The following is a 12,843-nucleotide window of genomic DNA, read 5'->3' as shown; positions in this document are numbered from 1 at the left end:
TCAAAGGTCCACAGCCGTGCGGTAAGAGTTCGGTGAACTTCCGGGCGGCCGGAGTCAGGCCTTGATCCGCACGAGCATCTTGCCCGTGTTCTCGCCGCGGAGCATGCCGCGGAAGGCCTCCACCGTGTGCTCGAAGCCCTGGACAACGGTGGTGTCGGTGCCGATCCGGCCGCTGCGCAGGTGAGGGACGAGGAGGTCCTCCAACTCCTCCTGAAGATTGGTGTGATGTCGAACCATTACGCCCTCCAGGCGCAGCGACTTGTGCACGATCTCGAAGAGGTTGCGGGGCGCGGCGGGGGAGCGGCCGCCGTTGTAGGTCGAGACGGCGCCGACCCAGGCGATTCGGCCGAACTCCCGCAGTGCGCCGATCGCGCCCTCCAGGTGCTCGCCTCCCACGTTGTCCACGTAGACGTCGATGCCCTCGGGGGCGGCCTGGGCGAGCTGCTCGCCGACCGGGCCGTCGTGGTAGTCGAAGGCCGCGTCGAAGCCGAGAACGTCCGTGAGGTGGCGGACCTTCGCCGCCGAGCCCGCACTGCCGATGACGCGCCGCGCGCCCAGCAGCCGTGCGAGGTGCCCGGTGGCGGTGCCGACGCCGCCCGCGGCGGCGGAGACGAACAGGTCCTCGCCCTCTCTCAGTGCTGCGGTCCGGGTCAGTGCGGCGTACGCGGTGAGGCCGGTGCCGCCGAGGATCGACAGGTACGCCTCCAGCGGTACGCCCGCATGGCCGCGCAGCGTGCGGGCGCCAGCCTTCCCGAGGGTGACGAGGGCGTGCGTGCGCCAGCCCTCGCGGTGGAAGACCAGGTCGCCCTCGCGCAGGCCCGGGTCTCGGGAGGCGATCACCCGGCCCACCGAGCGGCCCTCCAGCGGGGCGTTCAGCTCGAAGCCGCCCTCGCCGCCGTCCATCAGGCCGCGGTGGTAGGGGTCCACGGAGAGCAGCAGGTTCTCCACCAGGGCGGTGCCGGGCCGGGGCTCGGGGACCGGGGAGGAGACGTGGGCGAAGTCGGAGGACGCGGGGAAGCCTTCGGGGCGGGCGATCTGGTGTACGGCGCGAGCGGTGTTCGTGGTCATGTCCGCAACGCTAGGAAGGAATCCGGGGGCCGGGCAGGGGGTTGGGTTCATGGACGTCACACATCCATGAGCATCACTCATACCACGAGGTGGGGGCCCCGGTGTCCGATCTTCTCCCGCGCGAACTGCGCATCCTGGTGGCCGTCGCGGAGGCCCGCGGCTTCTCCGCCGCGGCCGCGGCGCTCGGCCTCACCCAGTCGGCCGTGTCGCACTCGGTGCGCGGCAGCGAGGCCAAGCTCGGCGCGGTGCTCTTCGACCGCGGACGGGCGGGGGCCTCGCCCACGCCGGCGGGGGAGCGGGCGGTCGGACACGCCCGCCGCATCCTGCGGCTGTACGAGGTCATGGGCGCGGAGGTGCGCAGTGCGGGCCGGGGCGACGGCGGCGGCGCCCTGGACGGCGTTCTTCGGATCGCGGCGTTCCGGAGCGCCGCCCTGCACCTGCTGCCGCCCGCCCTGGAGCGACTGACCGCCCGGCACCCCGGCGTCCGCCCGGAGGTCCGCGTGGTCCGCGAGATCGGTGCCGGCGCGGCGGGGGAAGTGGCGGCGGGCCGTGCGGATCTGGGCATCGCCACCCTGGGCGGTTCGCCGGGCGCGGCGCCGCCCGGCCTGCTGACGGGGGTGCTCGCGCAGGAGGCGTACCACCTGGTGCACCCGGCGGGGCACCCCGACCCGAAGTCGCTGCCCCTCATGGACTGGGACGAGAACTGCGGTTCCTACACCCGGGCCTGGTGGCGGGCGCAGGACTGGATCCCGCGGGCGACGGTCAAGGCGGAGGACGACGCCATGGTGCTGACCATGGTCGGTCGGGGGCTCGGCATGGCGATCATGCCCGAGCTGTCCCTGAGGGACGCGACGGAGGCCGTGGAGATCGCCGGACTGGGCCCGTTGGGGCCGGTGCGCGAGGTGGGATATGTCACCACGTCGGAAGCCGCCGCAACTCTCGCGGTCAAGGCTCTGATCAGGGAACTTCGCTCCGGCAGGACCTGAAGCGGACCTTCGGGGGGCGTCTCTTCGGGGGGATGGGCGTCTCAGATAGTAGGAAGTCCGAGTAATTGCCGAGACATACAGCGGGACCTGCCCTAGCTTGGTAGGAGCCGAACGTCTCGCCGATCAGGCGAATGGCGGTCGAGAGCGCGCGCCCCTGGCAGGCAACCCCTGCGGCGCCCGGCTCCCCGCCTCTTCCGGCGCCTTGAAGGAACCCCTCATCCGTGGCCCGGCCACGCCGTGATCTCAAGGAGTCGATCACCATGCCCGCAACCACCACCGCCCGCCGCGTCCGCCACGCCTCCGCCTCGGCCGACGCACGCAAGAACGCCGCCGCAGCCCTGCAGCGCGCCCTCGACCGCCGCGACAACGGCGGCTCGACCGGCCACTGACACCCCCGTACGACATGTCGCGTCCATATCGTGGACGCGAAATGTCTGAGGGCTGGACACGGAGTACGGTTTCGCCATGTCGACCAGCATCAATCTCGCAGTGATCCCCGGTGATGGCATCGGCCAGGAAGTCGTGGCTCAGGGACTCAAGGTCCTTACCGCGGTCCTGCCCCAGGATGTGAAGCTGGAGACCAAGCAATACGATCTCGGCGCCCAGCGCTGGCACCGCACCGGCGAGACCCTCCCGGACGCGGAACTCGAAGCCCTGGCGCGCCACGACGCGATCCTGCTGGGCGCCATCGGCGACCCCTCGGTCCCGTCCGGCGTGCTGGAGCGCGGCCTGCTGCTGAAGCTGCGCTTCGCGTTCGACCACTTCATCAACCTGCGGCCGTCGAAGCTGTTCCCCAACACCGCCACCCCCCTGGCGGGCCGCCCGGACATCGACTTCGTCGTCGTCCGCGAGGGCACCGAGGGTCCGTACACCGGCAACGGCGGCAGCCTGCGCACCGGCACCCCCGCCGAGGTGGCCACCGAGGTCAGCGTCAACACCGCGTACGGTGTCGAGCGCGTCGTCCGCGACGCCTACGAGCGGGCCAATGCCCGCCCCCGCAAGAAGCTGACGCTCGTTCACAAGAACAACGTCCTCGTGTACGCGGGCCACCTGTGGAAGAACATCTTCGACAAGGTCGGCCGGGAGTACCCCGAGGTCACCACCGACTACCTGCACGTGGACGCCGCGACGATCTTCTTCGTCACGCAGCCGGAGCGCTTCGACGTCATCGTCACGGACAACCTCTTCGGTGACATCCTCACCGACCTGGCCGCGGCCGTCACGGGCGGAATCGGCCTGGCCGCCTCCGGGAACATCAATCCGACCGGCGCCTTCCCGTCCATGTTCGAGCCCGTCCACGGCTCGGCCCCGGACATCGCCGGCACCGGGAAGGCGGACCCGACCGCGACGATCCTCTCGGTCGCCCTTCTGCTGCGCCACCTCGGCTACGAGGACGAGGCCGTCCGCATCGAGGACGCGGTCTCCGCCGACCTCACCGAACGGGACGGAACCTTCCGCTCCACCGACGCGATCGGCGACGCCCTCGCCGCGCGGGTAGCCGGCTGACCCGGCCGCTCCACCTCGGGAAGCCGCCGGGTCACAATGGGACCCGGCGGCTTTTCCTGTGCGGCCCCGGGTGCCACCATCTCCCCTGGGCCGCAATCCCCCCGCTTCTCCGAAGCCTGCCCGCGCGCGATAATCGAACGCGAGGCCGCGGAATGCAGGGAAGCTCGGACGTCCTGGTACGCCGTGAGCGCGGTCCGCCATACACAACCGGTGAAGGACAAGCACTCATGACGACGCCCACGATCGAGCTCAAGCCCTCCTCGAACCCGCTGTCCGACGCGGAGCGCGAGGCGATCCTGGCCAGCCCCGGATTCGGCCGCCACTTCACCGATCACATGGTGACGATCAAGTGGACCGAGGGCCGCGGCTGGCACGACGCCGAACTGGTCCCGTACGCGCCGCTCTCGATCGACCCGGCGAACATGACCCTGCACTACGCGCAGACGATCTTCGAGGGCCTCAAGGCCTACCGCCAGCCCGACGGCACCGTCGCCACCTTCCGCCCCGAGGCCAACGCCGCGCGCTTCCAGGCCTCGGCCCGCCGCATGGCGATGCCGGAACTGCCCGTCGAGCTCTTCATCGAGGCCTGCGACGCCCTGATCAAGCAGGACCGCGCCTGGGTGCCGGACTCCGGCGAGGCATCCCTGTACCTCAGGCCCTTCATGTTCGCCTCGGAGGTCGGCCTCGGCGTCCGCCCGGCCAACGAGTTCCTCTTCATCGTCATCGCCTCGCCCGCCGGCGCGTACTTCCCCGGCGGCGTCAAGCCCGTCTCCGTCTGGCTCTCCGAGGACTACGTCCGCGCGGTCAAGGGCGGCACCGGCGCGGCCAAGACCGGCGGCAACTACGCGGCCTCGCTGGTCGCGCAGGCCCAGGCCGCCTCGCACGGCTGCGACCAGGTGGTGTGGCTCGACGCCGTCGAGCACCGCTGGATCGAGGAGATGGGCGGGATGAACCTGTACTTCGTGTACGGGGACCGCATCGTCACCCCCGAGCTCACCGGCTCGCTGCTTCCCGGCATCACCCGCGACTCCCTCCTCACCATCGCCCGCGACCTCGGCTACACCGCCGAAGAAGGCCGCCTGACCACCGAGGACTGGCAGCGCGACAACGCCAACGGCACCCTCACCGAGGTGTTCGCGTGCGGCACGGCCGCCGTCATCACCCCGGTCGGCTCGGTCAAGTCCGAGCGTGCCAACTGGACCCAGGGCGACGGCGAGCCCGGCGAGGTCACCATGCGCCTGCGCAAGGCGCTGCTGGAACTCCAGACCGGCCACGCCGCCGACACCCACGGCTGGATGCACCCCCTGGGCTAGGGCGTGCAGACGGGCGGGCCCGCACTCCGGATCTCCGGGGTGCGGGCCCGCCCGCATGCGTACGGGGAACCTCAGGCGTTCGCAGGCTCCTCGGCGGCGGCCACCGGGGCCGGGGCGGCAGCGCGGCGGGCCGTGAGCACGGCGTACACGAGGCCGCCGGTGAGACCGGACAGGACGAAGGAGCAGTCCACGCCACCGGTGAGGGCGAGCAGCGGACCCTCGTAGGAGGGGGTGGTCACGGCGAGCAGGCCGACGGCGGCCCCGATCCCCCAGGAGGTGGTGGCCGCGACGTTCCAGCCGGCCCGGTACCAGTAGACCCCGCCCACCGAGCGGCGGTTGAAGACCTGGAGCGCGTCGGCGTCGTAGACCCCGCGGCAGCGCACGTGGCCGATCAGGGTGATCACGGCCCACGGGGTGCCGATCGCGGTCAGCACCAGGACGAACGAGGTCATCGCGGACTGCACGTCCCACTCGAAGGACCCGATGAAGACGAAAGCGGTCGCGGCGGCCGCGGCGATCACGGTGGCCGTGGTGCGGGTGGCCCGGGGGACGATCGCGTCGAGGTCCAGCCCCATGGAGTAGAGCATCAGGCCGGCGTTGCCGACCGAGCCCGCCGCGGCGGCGACCAGCAGGGGGAGCAGGTACCACAGCGGTGCGGCTGCCACGAGCGGACCGGCGTAGTCCAGGCCCGCCCGGGCGGCCAGTGCCGTGTAGGTGCCGAAGAGCTGCGGGACCAGCAGGCCGATCAGCAGACCGAATGCGGTGGCCCACAGGACCCTGCGCGAGCCGTGCCGGCGCGGGGAGATGTAGCGCGTGTAATCGCCCAGCAGGGTGATGAAGGCGACGGGCCCGCTGAGCCCGGCGGCGACCGCGGCCAGCAGCCACGTCGGCCAGAAGGATCCGAGCAGGTACGGGGTCTCGGGCGGCGCGGAGGTGGTGAAGTCCGGGGCGTAGGCGACGACGCCGACCGCCAGCAGCACCATCATGCCGATGGACAGCACCTTGCTCATGCGCAGCAGCAGCCGGTAGCCGAAGACGGCCGCGACGACGGTGCACGCGGCGAGCAGGCCGTACATCACGGCCCGCGAGAGGCCGGTGTCCGGGAGGCCGGTGAGCCGCGCGAGGGTGCCGACCATCACGTCGCCGCCGATCCACAGCGTGAGTGCGGTGTAGCCGAGCGAGAGCAGCAGGCCCACCACCGACCCCACGAGCCGCCCGCGCACACCGAACTGCGCGCCGCTGGAGGTGGAGAGGTTGGTCGCGGTGCGCAGGGAGACGAGCGCCAGCGGCGCGGTGAAGGCGATGCCGACGAGGGTGCCGGTGACGATGGCCGTGACCGAGGGCCACAGGCCCAGTCCGAAGGACGGGGGCAGCCAGCCGAAGACGATCACACCGAGGCACAGATTGGAGCCGAGGAGGATCGATATCAGGTCACGGGGACCGCTGGTCCGCTCCTCCTCCGGGATGGTGTCGACTCCGCGCTGTTCGATGGGCATGGGGGACTCCCTTGGCAGGGCGGGGGGTGGTTGCGCTTGTGTTTGAGCGACACTCAATGTGGCTCAAGCCTTGTGTTCAGGTCAATGATTCCCGCCAACCAAATCAAGAGTTAGAGTGATGCTCTAACTCTTCGACTCAAGAGGTGGTGGATCGGCGTGCGGCTGACCCCTACGGAGCGTGACCGCCTGCTCCTCCGCAGCGCTGCGGAACTGGCCAGGGCCCGGCGGGCCCGTGGCCTGAAGCTCAACGTCCCGGAGGCCACCGCGCTGATCGCGGACACGGTCTGTGAGGCCGCGCGCGACGGCAAGCGGCTCGCCGAGGCCATCGAGGAGGCCTGCTGCGTGCTGGGCCCCGACGACGTCCTGCCGGGCGTCGCCGACGTCGTCACCGAGGTGCACGTGGAGGCCGTCTTCGACGACGGATCCCGCCTCGCCGTGGTCTCGTCCCCCGTCCGGGGCGCGGTGCCGCTCGGCGACGACGCCCCCGGCGCCGTGGTCCCCGGCGCCGTGGTCCCCGGCCCCGGGGTCCCTCAGCCGGAGCCCGCCGCGCACCTGCACGTGCGCAACACCGCCGACGTGCCGATCAGCGTGACCTCGCACTTCCACTTCTTCGAGGCGAACCCGCGCCTGGACTTCGACCGCGCCGCGGCCTACGGCATGCGGCTGTGCGTGCCGGCCGGCTCCTCCGTACGGTTCGACCCGCACGGCGAGGGCGACGTGGGTCTGGTCCCCATCGGCGGCGATCGCGTCGCGATCGGGTTCGCGGGTCTGGTCGACGGCCCCCTCGACGCCCCCGGAGCCAGGGAGGAGGCCCTGCGCCGCGCTGCGGCCTGCGGCTACCTGGGCGCCACCCCGACCGGGGCCGGCCAGTCCGGCCCCGCCGACCGCCCGTAAGGGACCACGGCATGAGCAGGCAGACCCCGCACACCGACCACAGTGCGCACTGCGCGCCGGGCAGCCGGCACATCGATCCGCACGAGTACGCGGCCGTCTTCGGCCCTCGTGCGGGGGACCGGGTCCGCCTCGGCGACTCCGGGCTGACCATCCGCGTGGAGGCCGACGCGCAGAAGCCGGGGGAGGAGTTCCTGGCGGGCTTCGGCAAGACCGCCCGCGACGGCCTGCACCTGAAGGGGGCCGCGGTCCGCGACACCTGCGACGTCGTGATCAGCAACGTCCTGGTCATCGACGCCGTCCTCGGCATCCGCAAGGTCTCCATCGGCATCCGCGAGGGCCGCATCCACGCGATCGGCCGGGCCGGCAACCCCGACACCCTCGACGGCGTCGACGTCGTCGTCGGCACCGGTACCTCGATCGTCTCCGGCGAGGGCCTGATCGCCACCGCCGGCGCCGTGGACACGCACGTCCACCTGCTGTCCCCGCGCATCATGGAGGCCTCGCTCGCCGCGGGAGTCACCACCGTCATCGGCCAGGAGTTCGGCCCCGTGTGGGGCGTCGGCGTCAACTCCCCGTGGGCCCTGAAGCACGCCTTCAACGCCTTCGACGCCTGGCCCGTGAACATCGGCTTCCTCGCCCGCGGCTCCTCCTCCGACGCCGCACCCCTCGTCGAGGCCCTCGCCGAGGGCGGCGCCAGCGGCTTCAAGGTGCACGAGGACATGGGCGCGCACACCCGGGCCCTGGACACCGCGCTGCGGGTGGCCGAGGAGCACGACGTCCAGGTCGCCCTGCACAGCGACGGCCTCAACGAATGCCTCTCCGTCGAAAACACCCTGCGGGTGCTGGACGGCCGGACCATCCACGCCTTCCACATCGAGGGCTGCGGCGGCGGTCACGTCCCGAACGTGCTGAAGATGGCGGGCGTGCCGAACGTGATCGGCTCCTCCACCAATCCGACGCTCCCCTTCGGCCGGGACGCCGTCGCCGAGCACTACGGGATGATCGTCTCCGTCCACGACCTCAAGCCCGACCTTCCCGGCGACGCCGCCATGGCCCGCGACCGCATCCGGGCCGGGACGATGGGCGCCGAGGACGTCCTGCACGACCTGGGCGCGATCGGCATCACCTCCTCCGACGCCCAGGGCATGGGCCGCGCGGGCGAGACCATCCGCCGCACCTTCGCGATGGCCGCGAAGATGAAGGGCGAGCTCGGCCCGTTGGAGGGCGACGGTGAGGGCGACGACAACGCCCGCGTACTGCGCTACATGGCCAAGCTGACCATCAACCCGGCCATCGCCCACGGCCTGGCCCACGAGATCGGCTCGATCGAGGTCGGCAAGCTCGCCGACCTCGTGCTCTGGCGCCCCCAGTTCTTCGGGGCCAAGCCGCAGCTGGTCCTCAAGTCCGGCTTCCCCGCCTACGGGGTCACCGGCGACCCCAACGCCGCCACCGACACCTGCGAACCCCTCGTCCTCGGGCCGCAGTTCGGCGCCTATGGGGCCACCGCGGCCGACATCTCCGTCGCCTTCGTCTCCGCCGCGGCCGCGGCCCTGGGCGGCGACGCGATGCCGACCCGCCGCCGCCGGGTCGCCGTCCGCGGCACCCGCGGCATCGGCCCCGGCGACCTGCTCCTCAACTCCCGGACGGGTGCGGTCGACGTGGACGCCCACAGCGGACTGGTCTCCCTCGACGGGGAACCCCTGCGCTCCGAGGCCGCCGAGTCGGTCTCCCTCAACCGCCTGTACTTCCTGTAAGCCAGCACAGCCCGTAAGGACCTGCCTGCCATGACCACCAAGCCCGTGCACAACGGATTCCGGATGCCCGCCGAGTGGACGCCCCACGAGCGCACCTGGATGGCCTGGCCCAGCCCGAACCCGACCTTCACCAACGAGCAGGAGCTCGCCGAGGCCCGCGGGGCCTGGGGCGCCGTCGCCCGTGCGGTCCGCGCCTACGAACCCGTGACCCTCGTCGTCTCCCCGGGCGACGCCGAGGGCGCCCGGGCGATCGCCGGCGCAGGCGAAGGACACCCGCTCGACGTGGTCGAGCGCGAGCTCGACGACGCCTGGATGCGCGACATCGGCCCGACCTTCGTCACCGACGGCGCCGGCGCACTGGCCGCCGTCGACTGGACCTTCAACGGCTGGGGCGCCCAGGAGTGGGCCCGCTGGGACCACGACGCGAAGATCGCCCGCCAGATCTCCGACGTGCTCGGCACGCGCACGTTCAGCAGCCCGCTGGTCAACGAGGGCGGCGCCATCCACGTCGACGGCGAGGGCACCGTGCTGCTCACCGACACCGTCCAGCTGGGCAAGGGCCGCAACCCCGACTGGACCCGAGAGCAGGTCGAGGCCGAGATCCACGCCCACCTCGGCACCACCAAGGCGATCTGGCTGCCGTACGGCCTGGCCGGCGACTACGGCACCTACGGCACGCAGGGCCACGTCGACATCGTCGCGGCCTTCGCCCGCCCCGGCGTGGTCATGGTGCACACCCAGCCCGACCCCTCCCACCCGGACCACGAGCGCTGCAAGACCATCGCAGCGATCCTGCGCGCGTCCACCGACGCCCGCGGCCGGCAGCTGGATGTCGTGGAGATCCCGGCGCCGACCGTCCTGGAGGAGGACGGCGAGTGGGTGGACTACTCCTACATCAACCACTACCTGTGCAACGACGGCGTCGTGCTGTGCTCCTTCGACGACCCGCGGGACGAGGAGGCGGCCGAGATCTTCCGCGGCCTGTTCCCCGAGCGGACCGTGACCCTCGTTGACGCACGTACGATTTTCGCCGGGGGTGGCGGCATCCACTGCATCACCCAGCAGCAGCCGAAGGTCTGACCCGCGGGCGCGCGGCGGCCGATTCGACGAGGAGTGGTCCATGGCGGCGGACGGAGTACCGGTACGGGCGGCGCGCAAGAACGCGCCCCCGCGCGAGGACGTACTCGTCGCCGCCATGGCCACGATCGCCGAGCGCGGGCTGGACGGCCTGACCATGGCCGGTCTGGGCCGCGAGGTCGGCATGAGCAGCGGCCATCTCCTCTACTACTTCCGCAGCAAGGACGAGCTCCTGCTGCAGACTCTGGAGTGGAGCGAGGCCGAACTGGGCGGCGCGCGTCGGGCCCTGCTCGCCCGTCGAGGCCCGGTGACCGAGCGCCTGCAGGCGTACGTGGACCTGTACGTGCCCACGCAGGCCCGCGACCCGCACTGGACGCTGTGGCTGGAGGTGTGGAACCGCTCCCAGAACGCCGGCCCCCGTGAGCGCGACCGGCAGGCGGCCATCGAGGGCGCCTGGCACCGCGACCTGGTGGCGCTGCTCGCCGAGGGCATGTCGCGCGGGGAGTTCCGCCCGGTGGACGCCGAGCGGGTGGCGACCCGCATCCGGGCCCTGCTCGACGGCTTCAGCATCCAGTTGGCGGTGGGCCTGCCGACGCTCGACCGGACGGCCATCCTGGCCCACGTCCAGGAGTTCCTGGCGGACACCCTGTCCCCCCGCTCCTAGGTTCTGTCCGCCGGAACGGGGCCGGGTGGGCCGCGGGGCGGTGCGGGGATGCGCCGCCGGACCGGGCATGACCGCATGGTGAGATGGCTGTCCATGCACGGCGGGCGGTGTGGCACACTGCGGACGTGCCTGCTCAGCTCATGATTATCGCCAGCAGCGCGCCGGTCCCCAGTGGCCGCTGAACCGTGGAAGAACTTCGCGGTCACGGCCACCGTGCCTCGGACCCGCGTGCAGACCTCTCGCTACCCGCGAGAGGTTTTTTCGTTTCCCGGCCCATCCCTGCCGGGAGCGGACTGCGCGCGATGATGGGGGCAGTGACGGCGGCCTTCCCATGGGCGGGTTTCCGGAACCACTCATCCGACAGGAGTCAGATCAGCATGACGACGACACCAGAGGCGGCAGCAGCGGTCCTGGACGACAGCTTCCACGTCTTCGACACCACCCTGCGCGACGGCGCCCAGCGCGAGGGCATCAACCTCACGGTCGCCGACAAGCTGACGATCGCCCGCCATCTGGACGACTTCGGAGTGGGCTTCATCGAGGGCGGCTGGCCCGGCGCCAACCCCCGGGACACCGAGTTCTTCGCCCGCGCCCGCGCGGAGATCGACTTCAAGAACGCCCAGCTGGTCGCCTTCGGCGCCACCCGCCGGGCGGGCGGCTCGGCCGACCAGGACCCGCAGGTGCGGGCCCTGCTGGAGTCCGGCGCCCCGGTGATCACGCTCGTCGCCAAGTCCCACGACCGCCACGTCGAGCTCGCCCTGCGCACCACCCTGGAGGAGAACCTGGAGATGGTCCGGGACACCGTCTCGCACCTGGTGGCCCAGGGCCGCAGGGTCTTCGTCGACTGCGAGCACTTCTTCGACGGCTACCGGGCCAACGCCGAGTACGCGAAGTCCGTCGTGCGCACCGCGCACGAGGCCGGAGCCGATGTCGTCATCCTCTGCGACACCAACGGCGGCATGCTGCCCGCCCAGGTGTCGGCGACCGTCGCCACCGTCCTCGCCGACACCGGCGCCCGCCTCGGTATCCACGCCCAGGACGACACCGGCTGCGCCGTCGCCAACACCCTCGCCGCCGTCGACGCCGGAGCCACCCACGTCCAGTGCACCGCCAACGGCTACGGTGAGCGCGTCGGCAACGCCAACCTGTTCCCCGTCGTCGCCGCGCTGGAGATCAAGTACGGGCGCACGGTCCTCCCCGACGGCGCGCTCGCCGAGATGACCCGGATCTCGCACGCCATCGCCGAGGTCGTCAACCTGACGCCCTCCACCCACCAGCCCTACGTCGGCGTCTCCGCCTTCGCCCACAAGGCGGGCCTGCACGCCTCGGCGATCAAGGTCGACCCGGACCTCTACCAGCACATCGACCCCGAGCGGGTCGGGAACACCATGCGGATGCTGGTCTCCGACATGGCCGGTCGCGCGTCCATCGAGCTCAAGGGCAAGGAGCTCGGCGTCGAGCTCGGCGGGGACCGCGCGCTGATCTCCCGGGTGGTGGAACGGGTCAAGGAGCGCGAGCTCCAGGGCTACACCTACGAGGCGGCCGACGCCTCCTTCGAGCTGCTGCTGCGGGCCGAGGCCGAGGGGCGGGCCCGCAGGTACTTCCGCATCGAGTCCTGGCGGGCGATCGTCGAGGACCGCCCGGACGGCACCCACGCCAACGAGGCCACGGTGAAGCTGTGGGCCAAGGGCGAGCGGATCGTCGCGACGGCCGAGGGCAACGGCCCGGTCAACGCGCTGGACCGGGCCCTGCGGGTGGCGCTGGAGCGCTTCTACCCGCAGCTCGCCAAGTTCGAGCTGGTCGACTACAAGGTCCGCATCCTGGAGGGCACGCACGGCACGGAGTCCACGACCCGCGTGCTCGTCGCCACGACGGACGGGGTTCGCGAGTGGTCGACCGTCGGCGTCGCCCCCAATGTGATCGCCGCCTCCTGGCAGGCCCTGGAGGACGCGTTCACCTACGGCCTCCTCCACGCGGGCGTCGAGCCGGCCGAGTAGCCGCCGTCCCGGGCGTCCCCGGGGCGCCACTGTGCGGGTCAGTAGGTCCTTATGTCTTGCTCACACGGGAAAGTCCCGGTTCGGGTAG

General features: G+C 71.7%; 11 protein-coding genes. 9 read left to right on the top strand and 2 right to left on the bottom strand.

Annotation, left to right across the window (positions count from 1 at the left end; genetic code table 11):
- Positions 1-54 precede the first annotated feature (54 nt).
- Positions 55-1,068, bottom strand: a complete 1,014-nt coding sequence (locus AW27_RS09300; RefSeq protein ID WP_037928198.1) for an NADP-dependent oxidoreductase — start codon at positions 1,066-1,068, stop codon at positions 55-57.
- Between the two features lie 101 nt (positions 1,069-1,169).
- Between AW27_RS09300 and AW27_RS09295 the strand changes: the two genes are divergently transcribed.
- The 4 genes from AW27_RS09295 to AW27_RS09280 all read left to right on the top strand — a co-directional run bounded on the left by AW27_RS09295 (position 1,170) and on the right by AW27_RS09280 (position 4,873).
- Positions 1,170-2,054: a LysR family transcriptional regulator gene (locus tag AW27_RS09295; protein WP_037928201.1), complete on the top strand. Its 885-nt coding sequence runs from the start codon at positions 1,170-1,172 to the stop codon at positions 2,052-2,054.
- 260 nt (positions 2,055-2,314) lie between these two features.
- Complete coding sequence (locus tag AW27_RS09290; RefSeq protein ID WP_269084594.1) at positions 2,315-2,443, top strand: hypothetical protein; 129 nt, start codon at positions 2,315-2,317, stop codon at positions 2,441-2,443.
- Between the two features lie 76 nt (positions 2,444-2,519).
- Positions 2,520-3,560, top strand: coding sequence for a 3-isopropylmalate dehydrogenase (locus tag AW27_RS09285; protein WP_304949851.1), 1,041 nt, complete (start codon positions 2,520-2,522; stop codon positions 3,558-3,560).
- A gap of 227 nt (positions 3,561-3,787) precedes the next feature.
- Complete coding sequence (locus tag AW27_RS09280) at positions 3,788-4,873, top strand: branched-chain amino acid aminotransferase (RefSeq protein WP_037928203.1); 1,086 nt, start codon at positions 3,788-3,790, stop codon at positions 4,871-4,873.
- 71 nt (positions 4,874-4,944) lie between these two features.
- Here AW27_RS09280 and AW27_RS09275 read toward each other — a convergent pair whose 3' ends face one another.
- The gene (locus AW27_RS09275; RefSeq protein ID WP_037928207.1) at positions 4,945-6,369 is read right to left on the bottom strand and encodes a cytosine permease; all 1,425 of its coding nucleotides are present in this window, start codon (positions 6,367-6,369) and stop codon (positions 4,945-4,947) included.
- 156 nt (positions 6,370-6,525) lie between these two features.
- Here AW27_RS09275 and ureA point away from each other — a divergent pair, with 156 nt between their 5' ends.
- The 5 genes from ureA (at position 6,526) to cimA (ending at position 12,755) form a co-directional block, all read left to right on the top strand.
- Positions 6,526-7,263 (top strand): urease subunit gamma, encoded by a 738-nt coding sequence (gene ureA / locus AW27_RS09270; RefSeq protein ID WP_052031262.1) that lies wholly within the window; start codon positions 6,526-6,528, stop codon positions 7,261-7,263.
- Positions 7,264-7,274: 11 nt separating this feature from the next.
- Entirely contained in the window at positions 7,275-9,017 is a 1,743-nt protein-coding gene (locus AW27_RS09265; protein WP_052031263.1) for an urease subunit alpha, read from the top strand.
- Between the two features lie 30 nt (positions 9,018-9,047).
- Positions 9,048-10,097: an agmatine deiminase family protein gene (locus AW27_RS09260; RefSeq protein WP_037928211.1), complete on the top strand. Its 1,050-nt coding sequence runs from the start codon at positions 9,048-9,050 to the stop codon at positions 10,095-10,097.
- A 40-nt stretch (positions 10,098-10,137) separates the two neighbouring features.
- The gene (locus tag AW27_RS09255) at positions 10,138-10,758 is read left to right on the top strand and encodes a TetR/AcrR family transcriptional regulator (RefSeq protein ID WP_037928214.1); all 621 of its coding nucleotides are present in this window, start codon (positions 10,138-10,140) and stop codon (positions 10,756-10,758) included.
- A 377-nt stretch (positions 10,759-11,135) separates the two neighbouring features.
- Positions 11,136-12,755, top strand: a complete 1,620-nt coding sequence (cimA, locus tag AW27_RS09250; protein ID WP_037928219.1) for a citramalate synthase — start codon at positions 11,136-11,138, stop codon at positions 12,753-12,755.
- The last annotated feature ends 88 nt before the right edge of the window (positions 12,756-12,843 follow it).

The organism is Streptomyces sp. PCS3-D2, from assembly GCF_000612545.2.
In the GTDB taxonomy this organism is placed as follows: domain Bacteria; phylum Actinomycetota; class Actinomycetes; order Streptomycetales; family Streptomycetaceae; genus Streptomyces.
Note: the sequence above shows the minus strand (reverse complement) of the source record. Positions and strands in the feature narration are given on the sequence as shown.

Coding starts and splice junctions, on each gene's coding strand:
- AW27_RS09255 (WP_037928214.1), top strand. CDS start 10,138: ATGGCGGCGGACGGAGTACCGGTACGGGCGGCGCGCAAGAACGCGCCC.
- AW27_RS09260 (WP_037928211.1), top strand. CDS start 9,048: ATGACCACCAAGCCCGTGCACAACGGATTCCGGATGCCCGCCGAGTGG.
- AW27_RS09285 (WP_304949851.1), top strand. CDS start 2,520: ATGTCGACCAGCATCAATCTCGCAGTGATCCCCGGTGATGGCATCGGC.
- AW27_RS09290 (WP_269084594.1), top strand. CDS start 2,315: ATGCCCGCAACCACCACCGCCCGCCGCGTCCGCCACGCCTCCGCCTCG.
- AW27_RS09275 (WP_037928207.1), bottom strand. CDS start 6,369: ATGCCCATCGAACAGCGCGGAGTCGACACCATCCCGGAGGAGGAGCGG.
- AW27_RS09300 (WP_037928198.1), bottom strand. CDS start 1,068: ATGACCACGAACACCGCTCGCGCCGTACACCAGATCGCCCGCCCCGAA.
- AW27_RS09265 (WP_052031263.1), top strand. CDS start 7,275: ATGAGCAGGCAGACCCCGCACACCGACCACAGTGCGCACTGCGCGCCG.
- AW27_RS09280 (WP_037928203.1), top strand. CDS start 3,788: ATGACGACGCCCACGATCGAGCTCAAGCCCTCCTCGAACCCGCTGTCC.
- cimA (WP_037928219.1), top strand. CDS start 11,136: ATGACGACGACACCAGAGGCGGCAGCAGCGGTCCTGGACGACAGCTTC.